This is a genomic window from Citrobacter amalonaticus, from assembly GCF_037053465.1.
GTDB classification, from domain to species: Bacteria; Pseudomonadota; Gammaproteobacteria; order Enterobacterales; family Enterobacteriaceae; genus Citrobacter_A; species Citrobacter_A amalonaticus_H.
Map to the genome: position 1 here is coordinate 162,059 of NZ_JBALIF010000005.1, position 15,482 is coordinate 177,540.

9 protein-coding genes are annotated in these 15,482 nt (G+C 55.5%); 2 read left to right on the forward strand and 7 right to left on the reverse strand.

Features of this window, described 5'->3' with window-relative positions; genetic code table 11:
* Positions 1 to 28 precede the first annotated feature (28 nt).
* Positions 29 to 1,351, forward strand: a complete 1,323-nt coding sequence (locus WB371_RS10465; RefSeq protein ID WP_336220000.1) for an MFS transporter — start codon at positions 29 to 31, stop codon at positions 1,349 to 1,351.
* 60 nt (positions 1,352 to 1,411) lie between these two features.
* Here the strand turns inward: WB371_RS10465 and WB371_RS10470 are convergent, their stop codons facing one another.
* Both WB371_RS10470 and pdeH read right to left on the reverse strand, forming a co-directional pair.
* Positions 1,412 to 3,472 (reverse strand): AsmA family protein, encoded by a 2,061-nt coding sequence (locus WB371_RS10470; RefSeq protein WP_336220001.1) that lies wholly within the window; start codon positions 3,470 to 3,472, stop codon positions 1,412 to 1,414.
* 75 nt (positions 3,473 to 3,547) lie between these two features.
* Positions 3,548 to 4,315 carry a cyclic-guanylate-specific phosphodiesterase gene (gene pdeH, locus WB371_RS10475; protein ID WP_336220002.1) on the reverse strand — a complete coding sequence of 256 codons (768 nt, stop codon included), beginning with the start codon at positions 4,313 to 4,315 and terminating at the stop codon, positions 3,548 to 3,550.
* 233 nt (positions 4,316 to 4,548) lie between these two features.
* On the opposite strand from pdeH, the gene WB371_RS10480 reads away from it, so the two are divergent.
* Positions 4,549 to 5,478: a sugar kinase gene (locus WB371_RS10480; RefSeq protein ID WP_336220003.1), complete on the forward strand. Its 930-nt coding sequence runs from the start codon at positions 4,549 to 4,551 to the stop codon at positions 5,476 to 5,478.
* 161 nt (positions 5,479 to 5,639) lie between these two features.
* Here the strand turns inward: WB371_RS10480 and WB371_RS10485 are convergent, their stop codons facing one another.
* From WB371_RS10485 to bcsZ, 5 genes are all read right to left on the reverse strand, one after another.
* Positions 5,640 to 7,133, reverse strand: coding sequence for a pitrilysin family protein (locus WB371_RS10485; protein WP_336220004.1), 1,494 nt, complete (start codon positions 7,131 to 7,133; stop codon positions 5,640 to 5,642).
* Positions 7,134 to 7,353: 220 nt separating this feature from the next.
* Positions 7,354 to 8,640, reverse strand: coding sequence for a C4-dicarboxylate transporter DctC (dctA, locus tag WB371_RS10490; protein ID WP_336220005.1), 1,287 nt, complete (start codon positions 8,638 to 8,640; stop codon positions 7,354 to 7,356).
* Positions 8,641 to 8,815: 175 nt separating this feature from the next.
* Entirely contained in the window at positions 8,816 to 10,804 is a 1,989-nt protein-coding gene (gene hmsP, locus WB371_RS10495; protein WP_336220006.1) for a biofilm formation regulator HmsP, read from the reverse strand.
* A 92-nt stretch (positions 10,805 to 10,896) separates the two neighbouring features.
* Entirely contained in the window at positions 10,897 to 14,394 is a 3,498-nt protein-coding gene (gene bcsC / locus WB371_RS10500) for a cellulose synthase complex outer membrane protein BcsC (protein WP_336220007.1), read from the reverse strand.
* The gene (bcsZ, locus tag WB371_RS10505; RefSeq protein ID WP_336220190.1) at positions 14,376 to 15,482 is read right to left on the reverse strand and encodes a cellulose synthase complex periplasmic endoglucanase BcsZ; all 1,107 of its coding nucleotides are present in this window, start codon (positions 15,480 to 15,482) and stop codon (positions 14,376 to 14,378) included. Before bcsZ ends, bcsC begins: the two co-directional genes overlap by 19 nt.

The window sequence follows — 15,482 nt, forward strand, 5'->3', positions numbered from 1 at the left end:
TTCGTCCGACAAAAAATAAGAAAATACTATGCAAGCAACCGCCACCACACTCGATAACGAACAGGAACACACGCCGGTCAACTCACGCAATAAAGTCGTCATCGCCTCACTCATTGGCACCGCCATCGAGTTCTTCGACTTTTACATTTACGCGACCGCCGCAGTGATTGTCTTCCCGCACATCTTCTTCCCGCAGGGTGACCCGACGGCCGCCACGCTGCAGTCGCTCGCCACGTTCGCCATCGCCTTTGTCGCCCGCCCGATAGGTTCCGCGCTTTTCGGCCACTTTGGCGACCGGGTGGGGCGTAAAGTGACGCTGGTGGCGTCATTGCTGACCATGGGGATCTCGACGGTGATTATCGGCCTGCTGCCGGGCTATGCCACCATTGGCATCTTCGCTCCGCTGCTGCTGGCGCTGGCCCGTTTCGGCCAGGGGTTGGGGCTCGGCGGCGAATGGGGCGGCGCGGCGCTGCTGGCGACGGAGAACGCCCCGCCGCGTAAGCGTGCGCTGTACGGTTCTTTCCCGCAATTGGGCGCACCGATTGGTTTCTTCTTTGCCAACGGGACCTTCCTGCTGCTCTCCTGGCTGCTGACGGACGAACAGTTCATGAGCTGGGGCTGGCGCGTACCGTTCATCTTCTCGGCCGTGCTGGTGATTATCGGTCTGTACGTTCGCGTTTCCCTGCATGAAACGCCGGTGTTCGCTAAAGTGGCCGCCGCCAAAAAACAGGTGAAAATCCCGCTCGGCACGCTGCTGACCAAACATGTCCGCGTGACAATCCTCGGCACCTTCATCATGCTGGCGACCTATACGCTGTTTTACATCATGACCGTCTATTCGATGACGTTCAGTACCGCCGCCGCACCGGTTGGGCTTGGTCTGCCGCGCAACGAAGTGCTGTGGATGCTGATGATGGCGGTAATAGGCTTTGGCGTGATGGTCCCCGTTGCGGGCCTGCTCGCTGACGCTTTTGGTCGCCGCAAAAGCATGGTGATCATCACCACAATGATTATTCTGTTTGCGCTGTTCGCGTTTAAACCGCTGCTGGGCTCCGGCAATCCGGTGCTGGTTTTCGCGTTCCTGCTGCTGGGTCTGAGCCTGATGGGGCTGACGTTTGGGCCGATGGGCGCGCTGTTGCCTGAGCTGTTCCCGACTGAGGTACGTTACACCGGCGCATCATTCTCCTATAACGTCGCCTCGATTCTGGGTGCCTCCGTTGCGCCGTATATCGCCACATGGTTACAGTCCAGCTATGGTTTACCGGCCGTGGGCCTTTATCTGGCGTCGATGGCAGCGTTAACCCTGATCGCCTTGCTGTTGACTCACGAAACGCGGCATCAGTCGCTTTGAGATGTAGCCGGATGGCGCTGACGCTTATCCGGCCTACAAACTCGCTTCAGACACTGACCTTCACTTCTTCATCTGCGACAAAATCGTTCGGCACTGGTTGGCATCGCCTTCTGACGGAGAAATCAGCGCCAGCAGCGCGGCAGCAGGGGTCACTAACGTTGCCAGCGCCGCCGCCACTGCGCCTCGGGCAATCAACGGCCCGGCTTTCACCCCCGCCTGGGGGTTCTTAAACGTACCGCGAACGTACAGCGGTGAACGCAACGTGATAATACGGATGCCTTTGCTTTCCGGGTCGATGGTGAGATCCAGTTGCTCTGAGGCAAAACTGGCCGTCCCGGTGACGTTAATCAGCGCGTTTTCGGTGTCAAAGGCGAAAATTTGTGGACGCGCCACGCCGTTGGCAATATCGAGATTAGCCGCCGCGCAGTTGACCCGCACTTCGTCATCGCCAAAAATTTGCCCGACGATGAAGTTTCCGACGTTCAGCCCGACGATTTCCATCAGGTTGCGGCTGATCAGCCCGTCGTTCATCAGGAGTTTCAGGTTACCATTGCTGTTCCCCAGCAGCGCCGCCACGGAGTTTCCTGTCCCGCGAAACTCAGCGTCACCGTTCATTTCACCGAGCGTTTTCTGCATCAGTTCAACATTCGGCATCAGCGCTTTGAGTTTCAGCCGCCGCGCCTGAATCTCCGCGCGCCCTTGCATCGGCTTTTTATCTCCTTCCAGATGAAGGTTCGCATTGATACTGCCCCCCGCCAGACCAAACTTCAGCGGTTGCAGGCGCAGATCGGCATTCTTCAGAATGATGTGCGTTGAGAGATCGCTGATGGGCAGGCTGCTGCCATGTTCGATACGACGCCCCTTAAAATGCACATCGGCATCCATCACGTTCCATTTATCCGTTTCGAAGCGATCGTAGGGCAGCACTTTGTCTGCCGGTTGCGCGCTCTTCTCGCCCTTTTTCTGTTCCTGGCGTTTCGCCTGGTCCGCGTCCTTGCCGGAATCAACCCCAATCAGCGGCCCCAAATCCGCCAGTCTGAGCTGGCGCGACTCCACCTCGCCTTCCAGCTTCGGGCGCGGTTTCCCCGTGGTGTAGGTCAGCGAACCGTGGATGTCACTGTCGCCAATCCGGCCATTAAATCCTTGATAATCAAATACTGACGATTTTTCGGGTTCGATTTTCGCCACCAGACGGCCATCCGTTTCAAACGGTGGCGTATCCGGCAGTAATACACCGGTCAGGTCATACAGCTCGCCCAGTGAATCCCCGGAAAATTTCAGTTGGAGATCAACGCCGCCCATCTTCATAGGATCGTTGACCACCCCCACGAACGCCACCCGGGTATTGCCGGAGCGGAAATCCGCCTGCACCGGAAACGATGCGTCTTCGCCACGCAGCGCCAGCATACCGCCCATTTTCCCCGTACCGCTCAGCGGCTCACCGTTGTAGCGCCCCTGCGCCTTCAGGCCAAACACATAGTCTTCCACTTTCGTGTGTTCACCTTTCCCTTTGTTGCCAGTGACCTCACTGAACGGCAACGGTTTGCCTAACGGATCGACCAGGATCTCGATATCGGCGTTGCTGACCTTATCGTCAATGGCTACCCGCCCCTGATCAAAGAGAATGTTATCCAGCCGGAATGACCAGTCAGAAGGTTGCGCGTCAGGGTCTTTGTTTTCACTGCTGGCGAGATTAAACGTCCAGTTATTGTTTTTTTCAGACAGACGAATCAGCCGCGCATCAGGCTTCACCAGCTTGACCCACGGCAGCCAGACGGTTTTGGTCAACAGCGCCAATGGAGCGAGCGTCGCCTCCACACGAGGAAGATGAACCATTGTGACTTCAGGAATATCAGGTGGGTTGCCAACAACAATGTCTTCAGCATGAACATGCGGCCACGGCACCCAGCTACGCCAGCCGGTCTCCTGCTTTTGACGTTCCCACACGACGCCCAAATCGCCACGAATGGCAAACGGTCGGTTCAGTTCGGCAGAGACTTTCTGGTTGATGGTCGGTTTGAGGCGGTTCCAGTCAAATGTTGCAATCAGGACGATCGCAACCACGATCAACAACAAGAAAGTCCCTGTCACAGCAGCAGTAATTTTTCCGGCTTTGGTCATATTTTGCTTCCTCTCGTCTTTCCTTGCCTGTCCTAAAGATAGTCCAGACCGGCGGATTTAGCGGAAGCGGAGGGTTTACAGTGAAAGAATGACCTCATCGAGGTGGGCGAATGGCACCGGGCGAGACAGGAAATAGCCCTGTGCGGCGAAGGCAGGAGAGCGTTGTACATCGCGCCACTCGTCGAGTGTCTCCACCCCTTCAACAATAACGCCGCGGCAATAGCGGTTCATCAACTGCAACAACATGGTGAAGAGATTGCGCCCTTCGGGCGTCTGGCGCAGCATCATGAACAGCTCGCGCGCCACTTTGATGTAATCGTAACGGACTTCGCTTAGCGCGGAGAAATTAGCCATTCCGGTGCCAAAATCATCAAGCCATAGCGGTCCAAATTCACACATACTGGCGAAAGAGGCCTCTTTCGGCAGATGGATATGTTCAACCAGTTCAAAGCGCAGCCAGGGCATACGCTCAATCGTCTGGACAACCTCTGGCTGTTGACGCATCGCCAGCAGCGTTGGGCCATCGACGTTCACCGAGGCCAGCAGTGCATGATGACGGAAAAAGTCGGCCTTCTGTTCCAGCAATTGTAGCTGCTCTTTCACAACGTCAATGCGCTGGCGTACCGCGACTTCAGCGAAATAGCGATCGGGCGCCAGACGCTGGGCTGGATTGTCCGGATGCGTCACCACCGTTAACAGTTCAACGGCCAACAGATGACCATTGGTCTGATAAATGGGCTGATAAGTATAAACACGCTCACACTGCAGCCAAAAGCGCCGATCCTGCAAGCTTTCAACGCTTGCCCCGGAATTGCTTCGCTGCTGGATAACCTGGTTTATCATCTCAGATGTCCCGTGATTAAGTGTGTTACTGCCCCGACTCGTCAAAGGTTATCGGCCCGCCGACCGAGAACTTTATGTTGAGTCGCACGCAAAAGCGAAAACGCCTGTGTCAAAACCAACACAGAATATGGACTGGCTCAAAAAAATAATGGAACGTTGTTTTAATATGATTGACCACGCAACCTTCCACAGCGCACACTAACGCTAATTTTTTTCAAAGCAGGTTCACGACTATGTCCAAAAAGATTGCCGTGATTGGCGAATGCATGATTGAACTGTCACAGAAAGGCGCTGACGTTCAGCGCGGCTTCGGTGGCGATACGTTGAATACGTCCGTTTACATTGCCCGCCAGGTGGATGCGGCGGCGCTTTCCGTACACTATGTCACGGCGCTGGGCACGGACAGTTTCAGCCAGCAGATGCTGGAATCATGGCAAGGCGAAAGCGTGGACACCTCGCTCACACAGCGGATGGAGAACCGTTTGCCTGGCCTCTATTACATTGAAACTGACGACACCGGTGAGCGCACGTTCTACTACTGGCGTAACGAAGCGGCGGCGAAGTTCTGGCTGGAGAGTGAACAGTCCGCCGCCATCTGCGAAACGTTGGCCACCTTTGATTATCTTTATCTCAGCGGGATAAGCCTCGCGATCCTGAGTCCATCCAGCCGTGACAAGCTACTGTCGTTACTGCGCGAATGCCGCGCCAACGGCGGTAAAGTGATTTTTGACAATAACTACCGTCCGCGCCTGTGGGCCAGTAAAGAAGAGACACAGCAGGTCTATCAGCAGATGCTGGAATGCACTGATATCGCCTTCCTGACGCTGGACGATGAAGATGCGCTTTGGGGCGAGAAGCCCGTTGACGAGGTGATTGCCCGCACACATGCCGCAGGTGTTCAGGAAGTGGTAGTAAAACGTGGCGCGCAATCCTGCCTGGTCTCCATCAACGGCGAAAACCTGATCGATGTGCCTGCGGTGAAATTGCCAAAAGAGAAAGTGATTGATACCACTGCCGCTGGCGATTCGTTCAGCGCCGGGTATCTGGCTGTGCGTTTAACCGGTGGTGATGCCGCCGCTGCGGCAAAACGGGGGCATCTGACCGCCAGCACCGTTATCCAACATCGCGGGGCCATTATCCCACGCGAGGCGATGCCGCAGTAAAACGACCAGCGCCTTATCCGGCCTACAACAAGATTTCCCGTAGGCCTGATAAGCGCAGCGTCATCAGGCAGTTTTGCCGGATAGCGGCACAACACCTTATCCGGCCTGCGGAGATACACTTTTTGTAGGCCTGATAAGCGCAGCGTCATCAGGCAATCCCCTTACTGCGCTGCCGGAATATCTGTCACTTCCGGATGCGCATCATCCGTTTCAACAGACGCTGCCGCAGCGGTCGCCGGGGCCATGATTTGGTCCCACGTCGCCTGCAACTCTTTCATGTTGAATTCCGGTTCACCTTTCGGTTGCAACAGAATCAACGCCATATCCTGCGACAACTGCTGACGCAGATCCTGATTCAGCATCGCAACGGTCAGACTGTTCAGGAAGTCCTGACGCAGACGCTGGTACTGCTCTGGTGCGATATCCACCACCTGATTTTGCAGTGAGCGCAGACGCTGGCTGATCAAAATATCGGTATCAGTGCGGGCATAGGTTGCAAACAGTTTTTGCAGTTCCAGATTCTTTTGCGCCACCAGCGCATTGAACTCTTCTTCCGGCAGACCGTTATCCCGCACTTTCGCCAGCTCACGCGCCACGGTGCTCAAATTGGTTTTGAGCTTGTCGTTTGGCGATTCAATGTTGATTGCACATTGCGCGCGCTGGAACAGTACGCGGCAGTCAAAGCCAAGACCAATATCTTTGGTGTTGTTTTTGCTTAACGCCTGCTGAACGTGCCAGAACAGCGCCTCACGGGCTAGATCGGCGCGCCAGTAACGTAACAGTGCGGCGGATTCGCGAATCGGCTGCCACGGCGTATCCCACATAAGAGAGAGGCGATCCTGGCGCACCGCATCGGTCATAATGCTGACAGCTTCCGCACGCAGCGGCGAGAGTGTCGGCACCGGAGCTGGCGTTTCACGTTTACCTTTCAGCTCGCCAAACGTTTTGTTGATTTGTTCAGCCACTGAGCGTGCATCAACGTTGCCAACGATAATCAGCGTCATCGCATCCGGGGTATACCATTTCTGATAGAAATCGTGCACTTTCGCCGCATCAACCGGTTTTTTTACCGGTTCGGCGGGGTCGTGCCCCAGCAAGGCGGAACCTTTCAGGCGATAGCGCCACCAGCCTTCTTTGGTGTCCACGGGCAGTGTGGTCACCATATCTTCACTGTTGAGCGCATGCGTGACGGTTTCGGGGGTGATGGCAAGTTTACCCATCGTGTGCGCCAGATAATTCAGCGACTCTTTCAGCAGATCGTTACGGTTATTCGGCAGGCTGAGATTGTATTGCGTGGAATCGTAAGAAACAGTAACAGGCGGCATCGGGCGTTTAGGGTCAAATCCCTGTTGCCAAAGTGAACGCGCTTGCGTGGCGTCAAGGCCACCGCTCTGGGTTAACGCAATACGGGGAATAAGGTGGCTGAAACCGCTCTGTTGAGTACTTTCGGTGAGCGAACCGGTATTTACCAGCAGACGGACCTCGATACGGTCGCTGGGGCGCTGCGGAGTGGCTAACACTTGCCACTGTAAACCATTTGCCAGCGTCCCCTGTTGCCATGCCGGGTCAGGCTGGAGCGCGTCTGCCTGCACATAGCCAGCACTGGCCATCATCAGCAAACCGCCCGCTATAAGTCGAATTTTTGTGCCCTGCATGTGAACCCCTGATCAGCAATCCTGGTAATAAAAGACAACCCCACGTGGGCTTATCTGAATATGACGTTAAAAACACTTCGTGTTAGACCGCAAGAACATGAAAATGTCACGGAAGAAGTGAAATAATCCCGAAACCTCCATGGTGAAGGATTCGGGTGCAGGGGTCAATTATGCGCAGGTGACCGCAGCCCCACAAGGACTACGGTCATAAGTATCGAGATTAAGAGGAGATTTCGTGCGTTTTGCCATCCGGCGCACGGTTATTCAGCACATCATCAAGCTTTTTGTGATCCAGCTCTTTCACCCATTTCGCAACCACTACCGTTGCCACGCCGTTACCGACCAGGTTAGTCAGCGCGCGGGCTTCAGACATAAAGCGGTCGATACCGAGGATCAGCGCCAGACCAGCAACCGGCAGATGACCGACGGCCGAGATAGTCGCCGCCAGAACGATAAAGCCACTTCCGGTAACGCCTGCAGCACCTTTCGAGGAGAGCAGAAGCACAACCAGCAGCGTTATCTGATGGAAAATATCCATATGGCTGTTGGTGGCCTGAGCGATGAACACCGCCGCCATCGTCAGGTAGATCGATGTCCCGTCCAGGTTAAACGAATACCCGGTGGGAATCACTAGCCCTACGACCGACTTGCGACAGCCGAGCTTCTCCATCTTATCGAGCATACGCGGCAGCGCAGACTCAGAAGAGGACGTACCCAGCACGATCAACAGCTCTTCACGGATATAACGGATAAATTTGAAGATGCTGAAGCCTGTGGCGCGGGCAATTGAACCCAATACCACCACCACAAACAGGATACAGGTAATGTAGAAGCAGACAATGAGTTGCCCCAACTGTACCAGCGTACCCACGCCATATTTACCGATAGTAAACGCCATCGCCCCGAACGCCCCGATAGGCGCCAGACGCATGATCATATTGATGATGCCGAAAATGACCTGCGAGAAGCTTTCAATGACGTTGAAAATCAGTTGGCCTTTGCTGCCAAGACGGTGCAGGGCAAACCCAAACATCACCGCAAACAGCAGCACCTGCAGGATGTTACCGCTGGCAAAGGCGCCAATGACGCTGCCCGGAATAATATCCATCAGGAAGCCTACGATCCCCTGGTCTTTTGCCTGTTCGGCGTAAATCGCCACCGCTTTTGCATCCAGCGTCGCGGGATCAACGTTCATCCCGGCCCCCGGTTGCACCACGTTAACGATGATGAGACCAATGATCAGCGCAATCGTACTGACAATTTCAAAGTAAAGCAGCGCGACCGCACCAGTGCGGCCCACCGCCTTCATGCTTTCCATCCCTGCAATGCCGGTAACGACAGTACAGAAGATGACAGGTGCGATGACCATCTTAATCAGCTTAACGAACGCGTCGCCAAGCGGTTTCATTTGTGCGCCTAATTCAGGGTAGTAATGGCCAAGGAGGATACCAATGGCAATTGCTGTCAGGACCTGAAAATAAAGGCTTTTGAACAGAGAGGTTTTCATAGGGTGTCCTTGAAGTAAAAACCACAGGTCTTGTAAGGTTATGGTTAACCTGCGGCCTTAAAATAACACCCGGACAACATGACAGAAATGCACCTGGATCATAATTGATACAAAAATGTTAAAAAATTTGAACTGGCTCGCACAAGCCGGACCTTTTTAAAGTTTTGTTATCGCTTCAGTCGTGCGCCAGGTACCGTTCTTCGAAGGTTTTTGCGGGAACGGCGTGGGCAAAAAGGAAGCCCTGAGCGATTTCCACCCCTGCCTTAGCCAGCCATTCACGTTGCGCTTCGGTTTCGATGCCTTCCGCAACCATCTGTAATTTCAGAGTGCGCGCCAGCAGGATAATCGCGGAAACCATACTGCTATCTTCTGGCAGCCCCTCCACAAACATTTTGTCGATTTTCAGTACATCGATTGGTAAGGATTTCATATGCTGGAGCTGACGCAGCCCTGCGTAGCCCATACCAAAATCGTCGAGCGCGATGCGCACACCGGCGTTACGCAACGGGCGCAAAATCGCCACGGCGGCGTTCGGGTCGTCGATATGGCGGCTTTCTGTGACTTCCAGAATCAATGAGCCTGGCTGGATGCGGTATCGGTTTAACAGCTCCAGCATGTCGGACACCATATCCGGGTGCATCAGCTGTAGCGCCGACAGATTCACCGACAGCGGCAGCGTGATCCCACGCTCTTGCCAGGCGGCAAGCTGGCGACAGGACTCTTCCAGCACCCAGTGGCCCACGGTAATCATCAGACCGCAGGATTCAATGCGCTCAATTAACCCCTCAGGCAATTCCCAACTGCCATCGGGCTGCTGCATACGTAATAAGGCTTCAGCACTGACCACCTTGCCGCTGCTCATTTCGACTTGCGGCTGCAACCACAGCGCAAACCGATGGGTATCCAGCGCGGTCAGAATATCGCTCTCTTCGGTGAGTCGTTTCTGCGCCGCCTCCATCTGCTCCGGGTCAAAGAACTGAATCTGGTTTTTTCCCTTGAGCCGGGCGGTAAACGCGGCGGAAACGGCGCGACCATAGAGTTGTTCTGCACTGAGATCGCCATAGTACATCGCCACACCGATGCAACAACTTGGCCGGAGCTGGAGCCCCTGAATCGGTAACCGCTCATTCATGATAGTAAGCACTTGCTGACCTAACGTAATGGCGTGCCACGGCTCTTTCACTCCGTGGGCAATAATCGCGAAATCGTAACCGCTGATCTGTGCAAGGACCATTCGCGGCGACAGCACCGATTTCAGTTTCTCCACCAGCGTGAGTAACAGGATCTCCCGCTGCGATTCCTTCAAGACGCCAGCGGTATCACGCAACGTTTCACAGGTCACAATCATCAGCGCCGTGGTCTGCTGACGGGTGACAACCTGCTCAAGCAGCCCCATCAGAAACACTTTATTCGGCAGTTCGGAAACCGGAAAACGCATCGCGTTATCAGCCTGTTCCTCACAATGGCGTTGTATCAGTTGCTGATTGAGGTTGTAGCTACGCACCAGTAACCCGATTTCATCATCCTGATGCAGACGGGGCAACGTCAGCTGATAACCCAGTAAATCCTGTTGCGAGATTTCATTTAGCTCACGGGCGATTTTGCGCAATGGGTGTAAAATCAGGCGATTGATGCACCAGCTTATCGCCACCGTCAGCATCAGTGACAAAAGTAAGTAAATGGTCACTAACGTAGACAGCGTGCTCATCACGAACTTATACATCCGATAGGAGTCGGCCTGCAGCACCAGATACGCCAGCGGTTGGGGATTGGCGGGGCGCTCAAGTGAATAAACGGGGAGTGAGATTTGCACCGGCAATTCGAAAAGTCGGGTGACCATCACTGGTACGGAACGTTCCGGGATAAAGCTCATGCGCAACGCCTGGAACTGGTTTGGCAACACCACATCAGCACGCTGCACCACGCCAGCGGGTTTGATGCTGGCCAGAATCGCTTCGGCACCGGGGATATCCGCTTTTAAAATTGAGGCAGATAAAGGTTCACGTACAGAACGTGCAATACTTTCCAGTTGCGTCGCCGTGTTATAGCGGTTCTGCTGTACCAGATGAAACAGCAAAACGGTGCAAAACAGAAATACGAACACCATGACAACGGCCGCAACCATTGCCATCTGCTTAATTGTTAACGAGCGACTGACGCGCAATATTGCCTCCCCCGAAAATCCCAGATTGCCGCCCGAGTATACCTGATTGCGGCGGCATTGAGAGAGGCAGTATCTGAAAAGGACGTTTCTGATTACCAGTCTGCGTAAGGCACCAGCGGTTGCGGTGGCAGATCCATGTCCCCTTGCCAGCCCGCAGCGGAATAGCGGACATACAGCAAGAAATGGCTTGGGGTGTAATCCTTCGCCTCTTGAATATCAACGGCCGTCCCGATAAACCAGTTAGAGGTTACCCGACGCTCGATCAGCGCCCGTGCGGTATAACCAAATCCCTGACTGCTTCCGCCATCATTGGTCTGATCGCTGGCCTCTTTCTGGTAATCCGTCGGAATAAGGTTCATCAGTGGATAGCGCGGCATCGTTTTGGTACGCGAATGCGACCACGATACAGACCCCCCCAGTTCCCAGGACCAGTTTTCTGTCCGCTGACGCCACATCACCGGCACGGCAAAAGAGAGATATTCCTGCGGACTGTAGTAGCCGCCGTGACCGAGGGAATAGCCGCTCAGGTCTTTGTCGTAGTGCCAAATCATATTATTCAGGCCGACGGTCACACGACGGTTATTCTCGTTGATAACTTTGTAGTAATAGCCCGTCATCCAGCGGACGCGCCAGTTATCCTCAACGTTTTTCCCGGTTAGCTGATCGGCGCTGAGCGAAGCCCAGACGCCGTTAGCTTCGCCTTTGTCGTAACTGAGACTGATGCCACCGCCATCGGCACGGACGCCGCCCCATTTTTTACCGGTGTTAATCTCGTTACTGTCACCGTTATGGCTTTTCGCATCTTTCTGCCCGCCAAAAGCCAGCAACGAACTGGAAATGGGGCGACGGTGCGCGTTCAGGGTGTAACCTAACGGTCCGATATCACTGCTGTAACTGACGCCGCCGACCACATCAACCACGTTAAAGCCCATCGGGGTGGTGCCAATATCCCAGCTCCAGGTGTCGTTCTTCCAGCCCACGGCGACGCTCGCGCCCGTATCCGACTGGCTGCGGCTACCGCTACAGTCTTCCAGCGTACAGGTGCCCCAGTTATTGTCGTAACGACCGTTCTCATCGGTCTTGAAGCTGCCGGCGTTCATGTTAACCAGATCGGTTCGGAAGAACATGCGACCGTCCGAATACGGCGCATCCACATGCAGCATGGTGGTATGCGCTTTCAGATCAGAATAGCCGCCGGTGCCGCTCGATCCCCAGTAGTCATGTTCCAGCGTGACGTTCAGATCCTGCTGACGGTATAAATCCGCCGCATCACTGCGCACGCCACGCTTCAGCCAGTCATCTTTTTCATCGTTACGGGTCAGACGGGTAAACGTGTCATTATCCTGCGGACGCGTTGGCGTGATGCCGGAGGCCACCATCGCGTCTTTATACGTCTCCAGCGCCTGCTGCGGTTCGCCATTCTGCGCCTGGAAATTCGCGGCATTACGCAGCACCATCGCGCTTTCCATCGACGGTGACTGCGATTTCGCCTGTGGAATCAGGGCATTAAAGGTCTGTTTTGCGGCAGCCGTGTCGCCAAGCTGCGCCTGCGCCAGCGCGATCCGCCGCTGCATGTTGATGGACGGCGTCTGCGTTGCGGGCAGTTTTGCCAGTTGCGCTCGCGCGGCGGGCTTGTCGCCCTGGGCAATGTACACTTCCGTCAGGCCCAACATCGCATCAACATTTTCGGGTTCGCGCGCCAGTACAGCGTTATACGAATCGCGCGCCGCAGCGTATTCCCCGCGCTGCTGCGCCCAGTCGGCCAGGGTTAAATCAAGACGCGTCGAAGCTGGCTGCTGACGTAACAATGCCTCGGCCTCGGCTTCTCTACCGCTGTCACGCAGGCGGTTTGCGGTTTCCAGCACCTGGTTGCTCTGCAACCGCTCTGCCAGCTCCTGAATATTGCTGGTCCACTGACTGCGCGGCAGGCTGTTGATATGCGCCAACGCCGCCCGGTCCTGATCGTTTCCGGACAGGTACAGCCCGTAAGCGTAAACCTGCTCCGGATCGTTCGGTTTCTGCCGCGCCAGCGCGCTCATCTGCGCGTCAGCCTGGCTATGTTGTCCAGCCTGCCACAGATCCCGTGACAGACGGTATGTAATCCAGACGCTACCCGGATCCAGCGCCAGACGACGACGGTGCAGTTCCGCCGCCTGCGCCCAGTTCCCCTGGTTTTCCAGCGTCTCTGCCTGCTGCGCCAGACGATCGTTTTCCAGGCTGCGGTCAATATCATCAATGCTGCGTCGCTGGCTGGCAGAGAGCGTGGCGATATAGGCAGACGCTTTCTCTGGCGACTGCGCGCGATAGATATTTGCCAGACCACGCACGGCGTTGGTATTACTGCTGTCCATGCGCAACGTCTGCTGGTAATAGCGTTCGGCAGCCGGATAATCTTTACGCGCCATCGCCGCATCACCCAGCCCCAGAACCGCGTAGCTGTCGGTATTATCGATATTCCGGGCCTGCTGGTAGAGGCGTTCAGCCTGGTCGATATTGTTGGCTTTCAGCGCGGCATCGCCTTGCTGAATCGCCAGCCAGTAGCTGTTCACTTTCAGCAGACTTTCCCATTTGCTGCGACTGGTGCTCTGCGGATCCATTGCCAGGGCTTTCTTAAACTGCGCAACGGCGCTGGCGCGATCGCCACGCTGAGAATAGGCCTGGCCCAGCGCGCCCACGGCTTCGCTGTCGCTTTGATTGGCTTTTACCGCCTGTTGCAGATCAGAGACCGCCCGACCGCCCTGTCCGGCGTCAACCGCCGCCAGCCCCTGCGCGCGGGCCCGGAATGCCGGATCGGAGAGTTGTTTTTGCTGCTCGCTAAGTTTACTGCGCGCAGCAGCTACGCTGTCTCCTTCGCTAAACACGGTGAGGTATTTTTGCAGCGCCTTCACGCTGGCGTCACTGACCGGAAGATCCTTAATCTGGGCGTACCAGAGGTTAGCGGCCGCATTACGCCCGGCGTTCGATTTCGCCATCTGCTCCAGAACGGCAAACCCCTCTGCCGGACGATCGTTATCAAACAGCAGTTGCGCCAGGGTATTTTGTAGCGTGTTATTGCCCGGGCTGCGGGCGTTAATCGCTTTCAACTGGTTGATGGCCTGGTTACGGCGGGCAGGAATTTTTGCCACCACGCTCCAGTATTCCACTTCCAGATCGCCTTCGGGCGGGTTGCCTTTGAACAACTTATCGTAAGCGGCGACGGCTTCGTCAGGGTGTCCGGTCGTTGCCTGTAAACGCGCTTCCTGCAATGACTGACGTCCTTCTGACGTCGACAGCAGCATAGTAGTTCGCGACGATTGATAGGCGTTAGAACCTGGCGCTAACTGGGAAAGTCTGTCGAGCTGCTTCTGCGCGCCTTCGTTATCGCCTTGTCGCAACATGTAGCGAAAACGGGCGGCAATCACATCCGGATTATTGGGATTAATCAGTTCGAGACGGTAAAGCGACTGACGCACCAGGTCTTCACGGTGCGTGGCTTCGCCCAGACGCACCTGTTCCAGCAACTGTTGTTGCGCCGACGGTGCAGCCTCGGCAAAAGGCATCAGGGCAATACCAAGCGAAACTCCTAGTAAATTTAATTTGAACTTGCGCATTCCTGGCCCCAGTCAGGTAGTAACTCACCTTTGGCGGTGAAGCGATAACGATGCTGATCCCATCCTTGTCCGAAGAGGGAGAGCACGTAGCTGTAATAGGCATCGCTGCCCGGGAAGTGGTCTGCTACGCGCTGTCGCTGCACCGCTTGTGCGTCGCGGTTTTGCAGGAAAGGCAGCAGGGCCGCAGAAAAGCCCACCGGGCCATTGCCCTGCGCTTTGCCGCTGGCGACATCCACCTTCTCCGGCGGAATGCCGTTTTTAGTTGTCAGGGTTGCCATCGGTTTGAATTTTGCCAGCAACCTCGCTTTCTGCGGGTCGCCGTCATGCATCATGCCCGCCCACAGATAGACGCGAATCGCGTCGTAACTGCTGACCAGCGTTTTCTCCTGTTTCAACTGCCAGCCTTTGTTTTTTTCGTAACGCACCCAGTCCGGCGAGAAGCCTTTCGGCGCGGTTTCTAACAACAGCCGCTGGTTGGTTTCGCGCAGGGTGGTCCACGGCGCACCGAAGCGAGTGAAATACTGCGCCAGTTGCGGCGGCAAATAGCTCGGATTAAAGCGCCAGGTGTTCGCTTCAGCAAAACCGACTTTACCCGGTAACAGCATGGAGCCCAGCCCCGGCACTGTCACCACGTCTTCGCTGGCAATCCGTTTCAACAACGCTTTACCGATATCGGTATAATGCGGCGCTTTCCACAGACGTCCCGCTTCCAGCAGCGACCAGGCAATCCAGATATCCCCGTCAGACGCGGAATTGGTGTCAAGGACCGTCCAGGTGGAAGGATCTTTCTGTCCCCACAGCCAGGCGGGCAAATGCTCCTGCAACGACCCTTGCGCAAGGTTGTTCTGCGTCCACTCCAGTAATAAATCGAAGGCCTGACGATCGTTGGCGGCGAGGGCAAAGAACATGGCGTAACTTTGCCCTTCCGAGGTGGTGATTTTGCGCGCGTCGCTGGGATCAATGACCCGGCCTTCCTGGCTGATGTAATCCTTTTTAAATTGATCCCACTCAGGCCAGGTACAGGCCGCCTGTACACTCAGCGCAGCCAGCATTAACACCATGACTAAACCACTACGCAACGCGTTCAT